Below are 14,190 nucleotides of genomic sequence, written 5' to 3' on the forward strand. Positions count from 1 at the left end.
TGCATCATTGCAATGATGCAACCGCGATAGCGAACCGTTCGCTCATCAGGTTGATGGAATGCGTATCGATGCGGCGCATGGCGGCACGCGGCATCGCTTGCGACAGCACCGAATGCAGTGTCGCAGACCATTGCTCGGCATGTCTGCGACTTACCCCGAACAGACCGAGACAATCGTCTGAGCGCAGCTTATCCACAGTGACTTCCGCATCACCGAATAATGCAGTTTGATGCAGGTCCGTCGCTTTCGCGTCGTATGGTTCGGGATTCAGATCGAACGCCGGAGCCAGCTCCCAGGCATTGCCACGGCGTAAATAACCATGATTGCGCAGATGGTCGTCCAGATTGCCGATCGCCGCACCGAACATGGCCCGATGCCATAATTCCACGGTATCGCCTCCAGAACGCCGAGTGAATTCCGCCAGATCAAGCCAGTCGCCACCATCCCCATCCGTCGCTTCCAATGCGGTCATCGCGGACATATACGGTATCCTCGCCATATTTCCCACCGATGGTGCGGGTTCGCGGTCGAATCGTTTGGTCAGCAGCACGGTCCTGGCCCGTCCTTCGATGTCGTTCACCGTGAGGGTGCGATGTTCCGGCACCTGTATGCCAGCCATACGGGCAAGTTCCAGCGTGACCGCCTCCCAGTCGATGACGTCCCAGTCGTCGCCGTTCGGCTTGGGGAATTTTGCCAGCCATAGCGATTGCCGATCTGCCACCGAGGCTTTTGGCCTGGCGCCGCCCAACGAGCCGGTCGCACGATACAGTCTGCGCAGCGATACGTCGCTCACCTCTCGGTTCTGTTCCACCGCGTCGGCGGTGTTCAACAGTTCCGGCAGATTGGCCAGTACGGGGACTCCTTCGTTTCCCGCAACCGGCTTGCCGTCAACGATGAAACGCGGATCGCTCCCTGACGGGTGAGGTCATTGACGCCGAACAGGTATTCCGATTCGCTGACCCGTGTACGTTTCAGACTGCGGGCGAAGATCTTCCGCCCCCAACGATCGGGGGCGCAATCCGAGAACGGCCCCAGACCGGCAAAGAAGAACGGGGCCAGCGAGCGCGGCAGTGACGGAAACATGTCGAAGGCATGCGGTGCGACGACGTAATCCGCGTCATACCGGAACGATAGATCATCGCCGGTGGCGTACAGCGTGCCGGCCGTGACTTCCGTCCCGGTCGCCAAAGTAATCAGAACCTTGGCTTCAATGGTTTGTGCCGGCATGACGCATCACCTTCTTACGCGTTTGGGCAGTTGTTCGTTTGCCCTGAGACGACCGAGATCCGTGGCATACGGGTCGCAGGATGAGACCAGCGCATCCGCCATGTGCAAGACGCGGGCAATGCTCAGCAACGAGTCGGTGCGCACGGCTTTTCCCTGTTCGAGATTCGATACCGTGGTCGGACTGACACCGGCGCGCTGAGCCACATCGGCGACGGTCAGCGCCAGTAGCCGACGTTGTTGGGAGAGGCGTTCTCCCAGAGTACGCAAGTCGCGTCGTACAGCAGTAGGGGTGTATTTCATCATAAGCTCTTTTATATATAGTATATTGGTCTCTAACTTTGATAATCAACAATATACTGCATATTATATGTACCTCGCTAGCCCGTATGGAAGCTTTCCTGAATCAAAAACCAGACGATTTCCCACTCAGGATTTCGGAATTGGACCATGCGCCGATCAGGAGCGGCGCAGGGCGATGCCGGCGGCGGCCATGTCCTTGCGGGCGGCGACGCCGAGCTTCTCGCTGACGGGCACGGTGAGATCCTCGAACACGGTCACCGTGTAGCCGAGTTTGCACGCGTCGAGCGCGGTCTCCTTGACGCAGTGCGATTCGGCGATGCCGACCACGTCCACCTGCGTGACGCCAGCCGCCTTGAGCGCGTTCGCCAACGTCCGGCCGGCCGACTGGGCCGCCTCCACCTCGTCGCGCGACTGGATGCGGTCCGTGTTGTCCTCGATGCCCTCGAACCCGGAGTAGGCGGCCGAATACTGGCCCTTCTTGAAGTGATGCGCGACGTTCAGGGCGCGGATCGCCGGATGCAGTTCGGCGTTCGGCGTGCCTGCCCTGCCGTGCACCGGCCACGTGTCCACGTAGTCGGGATGCTCCGACCAATGCGAGCCCGGCTCGATATGCCAGTCCTGCGTCGTCGCGATGTACGCGTATTCGCCGCGGTGCGCGTTCACGTATGCGGCGATCCGCTCGGCGACCGCATTGCCGCCGTCCACGCCGAGTTCGCCGCCTTCGCAGAACGTCGGCTGCACGTCCACGATGATCAATGCCTTCCCTGCCATGATTGCCTCCCCAAGTGGATGCCGATATGCCGGCATCCACTCTAGCGTCTCGATGCCGGAACCGTTCGGCTTCGTCTGCGACGCGTTCTTCTCGCGCGGCGATGTCCGCGTAGGGGGACATGGTGCGGGAATGCTGTCACCCTGGGGTGACAGATGGGCGGCCGCCGGTTGCCTGCGATCATGACGCGGTGTTTCCTTGAACCGTCAACGACAATGTGGGATTCGAGGAGGACATGACATGAGTGTTCTGCAACATGCGGCGCAGACGACCGATCCGTCCGCCGCCGCGGTGCTGACGCGAGGTCTGGTGAAGCGATATGGTGATTTCCGTGCGGTGGACGGGCTGGACCTGAATGTGCCGGCGCATGGCGTGTACGGCCTGTTGGGGCCGAACGGGGCGGGCAAGTCCACGACGATGAAGCTGCTGTTGGGCTTGACCTCGGCGACGAGCGGCGACATGTGGATGCTGGGCGAGAAGATGGATGGCCGGCATCGGTTGCAGCCGGGCCGTGTGGGGTCGATGATCGAGGGGCCGAGTTTCTACCCGGGGCTGAGCGGCCTCGACAACTGCCGCATGGTGGCCGATTATCTGGATTTGCCGCGCGGCTCCGCTTCAGCGATTGTGAAGCAGGTCGGACTGGCCGGGCATGAGCACAAGCGGGCGAGGGACTATTCGCTGGGTATGAAGCAGCGGCTCGGCATCGCGATGGCGTTGATTTCCCGGCCTGAATTGCTGCTGCTGGATGAGCCGACGAACGGGTTGGACGCTCAGGCCGTGGTCGAGGTACGTGAGATGATCATGGCGTTGAGCCGCGAGCAGGGTATCACGGTGATCATCAGCTCGCATATTCTTTCCGAGATCGAGAAGATGGCTCCGATCGTGGGCGTCATCGCCTCCGGTCGCCTGCGCTATCAGGGTTCTCTCGACGCATTACGGGAGGAGGGACATATCGACTTGCGTGTCTCGGACGCAAAGCTCGCGGCGACGATGCTGGACGAGAACCGGATCGACTGCCAATGGCTGCCGGACAAGAATGGCGGCGTGCTTCGCCTGCCGGAACTATCCGACCGCCGGATCGGCGTACTGGTCGCGCAGCTGGTTGAACAGGGCATTGCGGTCTACCGGGTCTCTTCGGAACGCAAGACGTTGGAACAGGCGTTCCTCGAACTGATCGAGAACCAGCAGCATCATGAATCCACGCCGCAGTCGGCACGGAGCGGGACGGTTGCCGGACCCGTGCCACGGCCTGCGCGCGCGGCCTCGCTCCGATCGTTGCCGACCGTGGGGAGGGCTGTGTCCGCTTCGATGAACGGAGACGAACGATGAGCGGCATGATTGCGTATGATGCGGGACCGCGCCGCACGTCCAGCCACCGTGCGAAGCGCGGCGGGCCTCTCACTCTGGCGCGATTGGAGTTGCTGAAGGTGCGTGGCTCGTCGTTCTGGTGGATGTGGCTGGGCATGGCCTTGCTGGTGTCGGCCTGGTCGGGCATGGCGTTCATGCAACGCGCCGGTACCCCGAATCCCGCCCTGCGGTCGGTCGCATTGGCCGACGGCGAGATCTACCAGATCGTAAGCCTGCTGGCTCCCATCCTGGCCGCCCTCCTGACCAGCCGCATCGCCGTGCTGGAAACCGCGGAGCGCATGAATCTCAAATGGCTGTCGTTCGGACAGTCCGACGCGGCCCGGTTCATCGGCAAGCTCATCGTCTCCGGCGTTGCCAGCGGCATGTGCTTCCTGATGCCGCTGGTGTGGGCGCCGTTGGCGGCCAAGAACCTCGGCTTCACGGTGACCGGTTCGTTCGCCGAACTGGTGTGGGTGCCGGCATTGGTCGGTGTTCTGTCCTCGATGGCCACGAGTGCGGTCCAGTTGATGCTGTCGATGGTGATCGACCGTCAGGCCGTCGGCTTGTCAATCGGCATCATGGCCGGCGTGCTGGGTTCCGGCCTGAACGCCATGAACCGGCCCGCATTGGGTTGGCTGTTCCCGGCCGGTCTGAGTTCGGCCGCCAGCCCGTTCGTCAGGTCCGTGGACGCGGACGGCGTCGCCACGATGCTGCTTGCCGCGCATCCGTGGATGCTCGTCATCGCCGCGGCCGTGGCGTTCCTCGGTTGGACGCTGATATCGGTGGCGGCGGTCAAGGTGAAGGAGTCGAGACGATGACATACGCAAACGCAGCCGATGCGCATCGCATGAATCCCCGCACCAATGCGGTGACGCGCCGCAGCCCGTCCGTGTGGGCGGCGTTTCGCTGGGAGTCGCGCAAGGCCGGCAACCTGTGGTATTGGATCGTGACCGGTCTGTTCGATGCGATCGGCATGTTCAACGGATGGAGCCAATACGTCGACTATCAGGCGGAGTTCGCCCGGCAAGGCGTGACATGGGCGGCGATCTGGGGTCAGGCGATCCTCCTGCCGAGCATGGTGTTCATGCCGATACTGGTGTCCGCGTTCACCGCGCAGATCGAAGCCAACGAGCATCATGGACGCAACTGGCAGCGCATGAACGCCACCGGTGTCATGAACGTGGCACTCGCCGGCAAGATGCTGCACGGTCTCATGACCTCGTTCCTCACCGTCCTCGTGTTCGAAACCGAGTTCATGCTCGTCGGCAGGTTCGCCGTCGGTTTCGATCTGGCGCAGCTTGGCCCGTTCCTCATGCGCGGCATCCCGCTGACGTTGTCCGTGTGGGCGATCATGACGCTCACGCAGGCGGTGAGCGTGCGGGCGGAATCGTTCGCGGGCACGATGGGCGTGATGATGGTCCTGACCATCGGCGGCTGCGCGTTGAGCCTCGCCGCGCCGGCCGTCGCCCGACCCTACCCGCTCGCTTTGATCACCAGCGCTTCGGCAGTCCGCGATCTTGCCGGGATCGCCGATCCGTGCTCCATGCTCGCATCGACGACCATCGCCGTCATATGGGTCGTCGTCGGCGGTCTGGTCTTCCGCCGGTTCGTCAGACGAGCCATCTGAGATTGGTTGCGCCGCTTCACGGACAGGCGACTGGGGGAGCCACCAATCCGACGTTCATTGCCGCTCGTCCGCCTGATACGCTGTGGCAGGGGATACGGGCATCGAGGAAAGGAGCTGATCATGAACGGGAAACCGGTTCCGGCATTGACGGCGATAACGAATGTTCCGCGCCGTCTCGCTTTGTGCTGGCGATCCGATCCGGCCGCGCGCGTGGTCGTGCCCGCGGTGTGCCTGTGCTATGACGTGATGATGGTCACCCGGGTCGTGTTCGCCGGCCCGGATGCCGGCCCGCATGCCGGCATGCTCCTGCGCCAGTCGTGGGGGCTGCCTGTATTGATCGCACTGTGCGCCATATCGATAGGGGCGTTGCTGGCTCGTCTGCGTCACCCGTTCATTGCCGTCTGCGTCACGTGCGTAACGTATCTGTGCGCCGCGCTGTTCCAGGTGCAGGCCTATATGGCGTTGCCGGTCCTGTTCGCCCTGTACTCGTGCGTGGTCTTCTGCTGCATGCCGTATCTGATCGGAGGTGTCTGCGTGAACGCGGCCGTGCTCGCCTTGGGCTGGCTGTTGCCGTTCCGGGCTCCATCGGACGCATGGGCGATGTTCCTGCTGCCGATGGCGTTCCTTGAATCGGTGGCCATCGCGCTCGGATTGTGTTCGCGCGGCATCCGGGAACGGCGCGGGGCGATCGAGGAAATCGAACGTCAGCGGCGGCATGCGCTCGAACTTGAACGCCAGCGCGATATGGAACGCCGCCGCACCGATATCGCAGCCGAACTGCACGACAGTGTGGGCCATGATCTGACCGCGATCATCGCGCTCACCGAAGGACTGGAAGGCGTCAGCGGCGACCCGCAGATCGAAGAGGCCATCGCCATGGTCAACGAGCTTGCCCGCAGCGGACTCGCCGACACCCGCCAAGCCGTGCGGGCCCTGCAATCCTGTGGCGAGGAAACGGCGGAAGACGCCGGTTACGGTCGAATGCGCACATGGAACGACGTCACGCCGATCCTGCAGCATGCGCGACGGTCGGGCTTCATCGTCGCGCATACGGAAACCGGACGCAGACCCGATGACGAGGCCCAGGCGGATCTGTGCTTCGCCGTGACCCGCGAAGCCGTCACCAACGCCATCCGACACGGCCACGACCTGCATCGCATCGTCGTCTCGTGGGATCATGCGAATGGCGGAACGCTGACCGTAACCGTCAGGAACGACGGCTCGACGCGCGACGATTCGACGGCGGGGGACGGCAGCGAGCATGCGGATGACGGCACCGGTATGGGACTGCACAGGCTGAACCATCTGATCACGGCCGCCGGCGGTTCGCTCGAAGCCGGACCGGACGACGCGGGCTATACGCTCAAAGCGGTGATCCCATCCATGAAACCGGCCAACGGGACCGATAACGGTCGCGACAAGTCCGCCGACGGCATTAAGAGCGCCACCAAGACCAAGGAGCAGCAGTCATGATCAACGTGATGATCGTGGACGATCAACGGCCCACGCGCATGGGCTTCACGCTCATGCTATGCAAGGACCCCACGCTGGCCATGATCGCCCAGGCGGCCAACGGCCGTGAAGCCGTCGACATGCTCTCCCTGCTCGAAGCGCAGGGCAGATCGCTGCCCGACGTGATCCTCATGGACGTGCGCATGCCCGTCATGGACGGCATCGACGCGACCGGCGAGATCACCAAACGCTGGCCGCATGTCAGAATCGTGATCCTGACCACCTACGATCAGGACTCCTACGCCTTCGCCGCCCTCAGCGCCGGCGCATCCGGATTCCTCCTCAAGGACGTGCATGCCGCCGACCTGTGCAGGGCGATCCACGCGGTCGCCAAAGGCGACGCGATCCTCACGCCCCGCATCACCGGCGAGGTTATCCGCCGCGCCATCCCAGCCGGCACCTACCCCGACGACCGGCAACGCGCGGATCTGAAAGCAAAATTCGGCACTTTGGGTCCACGCGAACTGGAAATCGCCGCACTGGTCGCCGAAGGATTGGACAACACGGAAATCGCCGGCCGGCTCTGCATCCAACCCGATTCCGTAAAGAAAACCGTCACCCGCATCCTCGCCAAACTCAATGCACGCAGCCGCGTCAACATCGCCGTCCTGTGGTACAAGGCCGGAATGGACGGCATGTAACACCGTCAGCACTCACATCCAATCGAACGCATGTGCGAGATCCGCGCTACAGTGACAGTATGCTTGACCATCTGACGCTTACGGTGCGCGACATCGACCGCAGCATCGCGTTCTACACGAAGGCGCTCGCGCCGCTCGGATACTTCGCCAAAGCCCACCACGAACCCACCATCGGATTCGGACTCGACGACGGCACGCCCCACTCCGACTTCTACGTGTCGCCCATGGACGAGCCGACCGCCGCAACTCGACCGGACGACGCCACGGCCGCCGATCAAATCGCAACAGACGCGACGCCAGCCTGTCCGGTCACCCACATCGCGTTCCTCGCCGACAGTCCCGCCGCCGTCCGCGCATTCCATACGGCCGCGCTCGCCGCCGGAGGACAAGACAACGGCGCACCCGGGCCGCGCGCCTACCATCCCGGATACTATGCGGCATTCGTCCTCGACCCGGACGGCAACAACATCGAGGCCGTCACCGACTGGAGCGGCTGGCCCAGCGCAACGAACGACAAGCACAACCAGAAACACGAAAACCAGGAAACGAGACGATCATGACGCAACTCCTCATCGGATCGCATCTGTCCACCAGCGGCGGCTGGAACAAACTCATCGAACGATCCCACAATGAAGGCGGCACCACGTTCGCGTTCTTCCCACGCTCGCCATACGGCAAAAAATCCACATCCCTCACCACCGACGGCGCGACCGACTTCGCACGCCGACTCGTAGCCGAACACTACGGGCCGCTCGTCGCACACGCCCCATACGTCTACAACCTCGCCGCCAAAGACCAAGCCAAACGCGAATTCGCCATCCACGCGCTCGCCGAAGACCTCGAACTGCTCGCGCCCATCCGCCACGCTGGACAGGAGATCTACCTCAACATCCACCCCGGCTCACACGTCGGACAAGGAGCCGCGGAAGGATGCCGGCTCATCGCCGACGGGCTGAACCACGTATACGACCTGCTCTCCGAAGACGGCGACACGGACGACAGCGTGCCGATCCTGCTTGAAACGATGGCCGGCAAAGGCACCGAATGCGGACGCGACTTCGACCAGCTCGCGACAATCATCGGCCACGTCGACCCCGACCATACGGCTCACCTCGGCGTCACGCTCGACACCTGCCACGTCTACGACGCCGGATACGACCTCCTCAACGATTTCGACGGAGTCCTGCGCCGACTCGACGACGCCATCGGGCTGAACCGCGTCAAAGCCATCCACGCCAACGACTCGCAATACGGCCTCGACTCGCACAAGGACCGCCACGCCAACATCGGCGATGGACAACTCGGCACCACGTTCTTCACGCAACTCGTCAACGACCCACGCATGGCCAGCCTGCCCATGATCCTCGAAACCAAGGAACAGACGGCCACCACGCACCGCGACGAAATCGCACTGCTACGCGGACTGCGCAACGCCTGACCGAACCGATCAGACCGACCGTTTACTCGGCCCGATCGGGCGATCCCTCACGATGGAACACCAGAATCCCCTTGGCCGAATTCGTCACCGAAAACGACACCAGCCGCCAACCCTGCGACTCCATCTCATTCGACTTCGCCTCCACCTGCTGCGCCATACTCGCGGCACGCGGCGCATAACCAACGACGACAGACTTATACATGGCAACCTCCCCGAACCTACAAACAGCCCCCACCATAGTCGGCATATCTTGCCAGCCAGTGACCCTCACATGAACAATCACACACGGCTGCACCACCACGACGCGACTATCATGGACCAGGGAGACCGTGAACGATAACACCCGCACGGTCGCAACCCTTGAACCAAGGAGGTTCACAATGAACACCACCAGCAAACGCGCCGTCGTCACCGGCGCATCCAGCGGCATCGGCGCCGCAAGCGTACGCGCACTCGTCAACGATGGCTGGACCGTCGTCGCCCTCGCACGACGCGAGGCAAAACTCAAGGCGCTCGCCGACGAACTCGGCGACAAGGTCAGCTACGAGGTGTGCGACATCACCGACGAGGCGAGCACGCAGGCGGCCGTGGACAAGGTGCTGGCCGGCGGGCCGGTCAAGGCGCTCGTCAACTGCGCGGGTGCGGCGTTCGGCAAGGATCCGGTAGCCACCGCGAACCTCGACGACTGGCGTAACATGTACGAGCTGAACGTGATCGGCACGCTGCGCATCACGCAAAAGCTTCTGCCGGCGCTCAAACAGGCGCCCGGCGGCGGCACCGTGCTCGTCATCTCCTCGACGGCCGGCATCGAACCGTACGAGGGCGGCGCCGGATACTGCGCCTCGAAGTTCGCGGAAAAGGTGATGGCACGCGTGCTGCGCCTTGAGCAGATCGGCGAGCCGGTGCGCGTGATCGACATCGCCCCGGGCATGGTGCACACCGACGAGTTCTCGCTCAAGCGCTTCGGCGGCGACGAGGCGAAGGCCGCGGCCGTGTACGCCGGCGTGCCAGATCCGCTCACGGCCGAGGACATCGCCGAATGCGTGCGCTGGGCGCTCGGCCAGCCCGACACGGTCGACATCGACTCCATCGTCGTGCGTCCGCGCGCCGAAGGCTCCTACACCAAGGTGTACCGCGAACGGTGACGCATGCGGCATGACGGGTACACCGGACGACGGGGACGGCCGATCGCCCAGAATGTAGGACGACGGAGGCGCCCGCCGCGTCCGGTGCCCTAGAGTGACGCATGATCGACCACAGACAAAGGGAGGATCATGTCGGTATTGGACGAATTGGTGGCGGGCGCGCTGGAGGACCAGCAGACCCGCGAGCGCACCGTGTCGCTTGAAGATGTGAGGAAGGCCGCCTTGGCGGCCCCGGCGCCGATCGATGCGAAGCGATGGCTCAAGCGCGCCGACGGCATCCCGGTGATCGCCGAAATCAAGCGCGCCTCCCCGTCCAAGGGCCATCTGAGCGACATCCCGGATCCGGCCACGCTGGCCCGCGAATACGAGGCTGGCGGCGCGAGCGCGATCTCCGTGCTCACCGAAGGCCGCCGGTTCCTCGGCTCGCTCGACGATCTCGACAAGGTACGCGCCGCCGTGCACATCCCGGTGCTGCGCAAGGACTTCATCGTCACCGACTACCAGATCTATGAGGCGCGCGCCCACGGCGCCGATCTCGTGCTGCTCATCGTCGCCGCGCTCGACGACGCGACACTGAAGCACCTGCTCGGCCTGGCACACGAGCTGGACATGACCGCACTCGTCGAGACACACACCCGCGAGGAGATCGAACGCGCGATCGCGGCCGGCGCGAAGGTGATCGGCATCAACGCGCGCAACCTCAAGGATCTCAAGGTCGACGTGAACAAATACAACGAGCTGGCGGCGAACCTGCCCGACGACGTGATCCGGGTCGCCGAATCCGGCGTGTTCGGCGCGGTGGAGGTCGAGGACTACGGCCGGGCCGGCGCGGACGCCGTGCTGGTGGGCGAGGGCGTGGCCACGGCCGCCGATCATGAACTTGCAGTGGAACGACTAGTAAAGGCAGGAGCAAGAGTGAAAGCATCCGAAACCACCCCGTTAAGCGAGCACCAGGGACCGTACTGGGGCCAGTTCGGCGGCCGGTACGTGCCCGAGGCGCTCATCACCGCGCTGGACGAGCTCGAACGCGTCTACGATGAGGCCAAGGCCGACCCCGAATTCCACAAGGAATTCATGACGCTGCAGCAGCGCTACGTCGGCCGTCCGTCGCCGCTCACGGAGGCGCCGCGCTTCGCCGAATTGGTCAAGTCCAAGACCGGCCTTGATGCACGCATCTTCCTCAAGCGCGAGGACCTCAACCACACCGGCGCGCACAAGATCAACAACGCGCTCGGCCAGGCGCTGCTCGTCAAGCGCATGGGCAAGACGCGCGTGATCGCCGAGACCGGAGCCGGCCAGCACGGCGTGGCCACCGCGACCGTGTGCGCAATGCTCGGCCTCAAGTGCCGCATCTACATGGGCCAGATCGACGCCCGACGCCAGGCGCTCAACGTCGCCCGCATGCGCATGCTCGGCGCCGAGGTCGTGGAGGTCACGCTCGGCGACCGCATTTTGAAGGACGCGATCAACGAGGCGCTGCGCGACTGGGTCACCAACGTCAAGGACACGCACTACCTGCTCGGCACGGTCGCCGGCCCGCACCCGTTCCCGGCGATGGTGCGCGACTTCCAGAAGATCATCGGCGAGGAGGCCAAGGAACAGCTCAAGGACTGGTACGGCATCGACCACCCGGACGCGATCTGCGCGTGCGTCGGCGGCGGCTCGAACGCGATCGGCATCATGAACGCGTTCCTCGACGACGAACGTATCAACCTCTACGGCTACGAGGCGGGGGGCAACGGCCCCGAATCCGGACGTCACGCGATCCGCTTCGCTCCCGGCACCGGCCAGCTCGGCATGTTCCAGGGCGCCAAGAGCTACCTGCTGGAAACCGACGAGGGCCAGACGCTCGACACGTATTCGATCTCGGCCGGCCTCGACTACGCGTCCGTCGGCCCGGAACACGCGTGGCTCAAGGACATCGGCCGCGTGAACTACAGCTGGGCGACCGACGACGAGGCGATGAACGCGTTCCGCGACCTGAGCCAGACCGAGGGCATCATCCCTGCCATCGAAAGCTCGCATGCGGTCGCCGGCGCATACAAGGCCGCCGCCGATCTCAAAGCGAAGGGATACGACAAGGCCGTGATGATCATCAACATCTCCGGTCGTGGAGACAAGGACATGGCGACGGCCGGCAAGTGGTTCGGTTATCTGACCGACGAGCAGGCGGCCGCGCTCGACGTGACCGGCGCGCACGGCGACACCGTGGCCTGAGGAACGAGGGGAGAATCGATTATGACGAACACAGCAACCACGCCGTCGGGCCAGCCCCTCGGCATCAGCCACAAGCCCAGCCGCACCGAGGCGATGTTCGACGCGTTCAAGGCGGAGAACAAGCCCGCGTTCATCGGCTACCTGCCGTACGGCTTTCCGAACCCGGACGTCTCGCTCGACGCGCTGCGCACGATGGTCGAGCACGGCGTCGACGCGGTCGAGATCGGCCTGCCGTACTCCGACCCGGTGATGGACGGCCCGGTCATCCAGGCCGCCAGCCAGATCGCCCTGAACAACGGCGAAAGCATCCATGGCGTGTTCAAGGCCGTCGAAACCGTGGCGAACGCGGGCGGTGTGCCGCTCATCATGAGCTACTGGAACCTCATCTACCACTACGGCGTCGAACGCTTCGCCCGTGACTTCGAGAACGCCGGCGGCGCCGGATTGATCACCCCGGACCTCATCCCGGACGAGGCGGGGGAGTGGATCGAGGCGTCCGACCGTCACGGCCTCGACCGCATCTTCCTCGTGTCGCCTGATTCGGCCGACGAACGACTCGCCGTCGTGTCGAAGAACGCACGAGGCTTCGTGTATGCGGCCGCCCGCATGGGCGTGACCGGCGAACGCGCTTCCATCGACGCGTCCCCGGAGACGCTGGTCGAGCGCACCCGCAAGGCCGGCGCGAAGAACGTGTGCGTCGGCATCGGCGTGTCCACACCCGAGCAGGGAGCGAAGGTCGGCGCGTACGCCGACGGCGTGATCGTCGGATCCGCGCTCGTGCACACGCTGCTGAACGACGACGACCGGACCGCGAAGGACCCGGCCGAAGGGCTCAAGGATCTCGCAGCCAAGACCGAATCGCTCGCCGACGGCATCCACAACGCGCGCTAGGGCGCGACGGGTCCGTGGTCTCGGCTGGAACCGGTCCCCAAAGCCACCGGTTCCGGCCGAACTGCGGTAGGCTGGCAGAGGCAATCCAAAAGTAGAGAGGCGAGCATTCCACGATGAACCTGGCTTATATTCCATCACCGACGTTCTCATACTTCCAGATCGGACCGGTGACCATCCGCATGTACGCGATCTGCATCCTGATCGGCATCTGCGCGGCCGTCGCGATCCTGACGACACGTTGGAAGCGCGTCGGTGGCACCTTCGACCAGGTACTCGACACCACACTCGTCGCCGTGCCGAGCGGACTCGTCGGCGCGCGCCTCTACCACTGCATCACCACGCCCGACCAGTACTTTCCGCCCACCGGCAGCCTCGTCAACATCCTCAAGGTGTGGGAGGGCGGCATGGCGATCTTCGGCGGCATCTCCGTCGGCGCGCTGGCCGCATTCCTGTGGTGCCGCCACAAGCGCTACCCGTTCGCACTGCTCGCCGACGCACTCGCCCCGGGGCTCATGGTCGCGCAAGCCATCGGACGCCTCGGCAACTGGTTCAACCAGGAGCTGTACGGCAAACCGACCACCCTGCCGTGGGGGCTCAAGCTCAACGACGCCGACGCGATCGGCAAAACCGAGATCTGCTACGACGGCCAGGCATGCCCGACCGGCACGCTGTTCCACCCGACGTTCCTGTACGAGATGATCTGGAACCTCATCGGCGCGGCCATCATCGTATGGCTCGGACACAAGTTATGGGGAGTGCTCAAGGCCGGACAGCAGTTCGCCATGTACCTCATGTGGTACGGACTCGGACGCACCTGGATCGAAATGATCCGCATCAACTACTCGACGATCATCCTCGGCCTGCGCATCAACGTGTGGACCGCGATCCTGTGCTTCATCCTCGGATGTGTCCTGTTCGTCCTGCTCTGGCGCTTCGGCGGCGACAGCGAAGCGCTGTCCCGCAGGCTTACCTCGGTCACGGCCGACGAGCTCGAACGCCAGTCGATCGCCGACGGCGGCAAGCCGAAGACGAACAATCAATGAACAACCGCGACGAACGGCGCCGTACAGGGTCGT

16 protein-coding genes are annotated in these 14,190 nt (G+C 64.1%); 11 read left to right on the forward strand and 5 right to left on the reverse strand.

The window, feature by feature from the left end:
• Window positions 1-4: 4 nt before the first annotated feature.
• The 4 genes from JS541_RS12985 to JS541_RS12995 form a co-directional block, all read right to left on the reverse strand.
• Entirely contained in the window at window positions 5-829 is an 825-nt protein-coding gene (locus JS541_RS12985; RefSeq protein WP_236036951.1) for a HipA domain-containing protein, read from the reverse strand.
• Window positions 826-1,227, reverse strand: coding sequence for a HipA N-terminal domain-containing protein (locus JS541_RS14935; RefSeq protein WP_236036952.1), 402 nt, complete (start codon window positions 1,225-1,227; stop codon window positions 826-828). Before JS541_RS14935 ends, JS541_RS12985 begins: the two co-directional genes overlap by 4 nt.
• A gap of 6 nt (window positions 1,228-1,233) precedes the next feature.
• The gene (locus JS541_RS12990) at window positions 1,234-1,530 is read right to left on the reverse strand and encodes a helix-turn-helix transcriptional regulator (protein WP_236036953.1); all 297 of its coding nucleotides are present in this window, start codon (window positions 1,528-1,530) and stop codon (window positions 1,234-1,236) included.
• A gap of 153 nt (window positions 1,531-1,683) precedes the next feature.
• On the reverse strand, window positions 1,684-2,298 hold the full coding sequence (locus JS541_RS12995; protein ID WP_214374910.1) for an isochorismatase family protein: 615 nt from the start codon (window positions 2,296-2,298) through the stop codon (window positions 1,684-1,686).
• Between the two features lie 238 nt (window positions 2,299-2,536).
• Here JS541_RS12995 and JS541_RS13000 point away from each other — a divergent pair, with 238 nt between their 5' ends.
• The 7 genes from JS541_RS13000 to JS541_RS13030 all read left to right on the forward strand — a co-directional run bounded on the left by JS541_RS13000 (window position 2,537) and on the right by JS541_RS13030 (window position 8,861).
• Complete coding sequence (locus tag JS541_RS13000) at window positions 2,537-3,625, forward strand: ABC transporter ATP-binding protein (RefSeq protein ID WP_214374912.1); 1,089 nt, start codon at window positions 2,537-2,539, stop codon at window positions 3,623-3,625.
• On the forward strand, window positions 3,622-4,461 hold the full coding sequence (locus JS541_RS13005; RefSeq protein ID WP_214374914.1) for an ABC transporter permease: 840 nt from the start codon (window positions 3,622-3,624) through the stop codon (window positions 4,459-4,461). The genes JS541_RS13000 and JS541_RS13005 overlap by 4 nt, the downstream gene beginning before the upstream one ends.
• A complete protein-coding gene (locus JS541_RS13010) occupies window positions 4,458-5,270 on the forward strand; it encodes an ABC transporter permease (protein WP_236036954.1) in 813 nt (270 codons plus the stop codon). The genes JS541_RS13005 and JS541_RS13010 overlap by 4 nt, the downstream gene beginning before the upstream one ends.
• Before the next feature lie 120 nt (window positions 5,271-5,390).
• Entirely contained in the window at window positions 5,391-6,743 is a 1,353-nt protein-coding gene (locus tag JS541_RS13015) for a histidine kinase (protein ID WP_214374916.1), read from the forward strand.
• Window positions 6,740-7,423, forward strand: a complete 684-nt coding sequence (locus JS541_RS13020; protein ID WP_214374917.1) for a response regulator transcription factor — start codon at window positions 6,740-6,742, stop codon at window positions 7,421-7,423. Before JS541_RS13015 ends, JS541_RS13020 begins: the two co-directional genes overlap by 4 nt.
• 59 nt (window positions 7,424-7,482) lie before the next feature.
• Window positions 7,483-7,983 (forward strand): VOC family protein, encoded by a 501-nt coding sequence (locus JS541_RS13025; RefSeq protein WP_214374919.1) that lies wholly within the window; start codon window positions 7,483-7,485, stop codon window positions 7,981-7,983.
• Window positions 7,980-8,861, forward strand: coding sequence for a deoxyribonuclease IV (locus JS541_RS13030; RefSeq protein ID WP_214374920.1), 882 nt, complete (start codon window positions 7,980-7,982; stop codon window positions 8,859-8,861). The genes JS541_RS13025 and JS541_RS13030 overlap by 4 nt, the downstream gene beginning before the upstream one ends.
• 22 nt (window positions 8,862-8,883) lie before the next feature.
• Here the strand turns inward: JS541_RS13030 and JS541_RS13035 are convergent, their stop codons facing one another.
• On the reverse strand, window positions 8,884-9,063 hold the full coding sequence (locus JS541_RS13035) for a hypothetical protein (RefSeq protein WP_214374921.1): 180 nt from the start codon (window positions 9,061-9,063) through the stop codon (window positions 8,884-8,886).
• A gap of 178 nt (window positions 9,064-9,241) precedes the next feature.
• On the opposite strand from JS541_RS13035, the gene JS541_RS13040 reads away from it, so the two are divergent.
• The 4 genes from JS541_RS13040 to lgt all read left to right on the forward strand — a co-directional run bounded on the left by JS541_RS13040 (window position 9,242) and on the right by lgt (window position 14,157).
• On the forward strand, window positions 9,242-10,006 hold the full coding sequence (locus tag JS541_RS13040) for an SDR family oxidoreductase (protein ID WP_214374922.1): 765 nt from the start codon (window positions 9,242-9,244) through the stop codon (window positions 10,004-10,006).
• A gap of 129 nt (window positions 10,007-10,135) precedes the next feature.
• Window positions 10,136-12,223, forward strand: a complete 2,088-nt coding sequence (locus tag JS541_RS13045; RefSeq protein WP_214374923.1) for a bifunctional indole-3-glycerol phosphate synthase/tryptophan synthase subunit beta — start codon at window positions 10,136-10,138, stop codon at window positions 12,221-12,223.
• A gap of 21 nt (window positions 12,224-12,244) precedes the next feature.
• The gene (gene trpA, locus JS541_RS13050; protein ID WP_214374924.1) at window positions 12,245-13,114 is read left to right on the forward strand and encodes a tryptophan synthase subunit alpha; all 870 of its coding nucleotides are present in this window, start codon (window positions 12,245-12,247) and stop codon (window positions 13,112-13,114) included.
• Window positions 13,115-13,227: 113 nt separating this feature from the next.
• Entirely contained in the window at window positions 13,228-14,157 is a 930-nt protein-coding gene (lgt, locus tag JS541_RS13055; RefSeq protein WP_214374925.1) for a prolipoprotein diacylglyceryl transferase, read from the forward strand.
• Window positions 14,158-14,190 lie beyond the last annotated feature (33 nt).

It is taken from the genome of Bifidobacterium sp. SO1 (assembly GCF_018555335.1).
Classification (GTDB): domain Bacteria; phylum Actinomycetota; class Actinomycetes; order Actinomycetales; family Bifidobacteriaceae; genus Bifidobacterium; species Bifidobacterium simiiventris.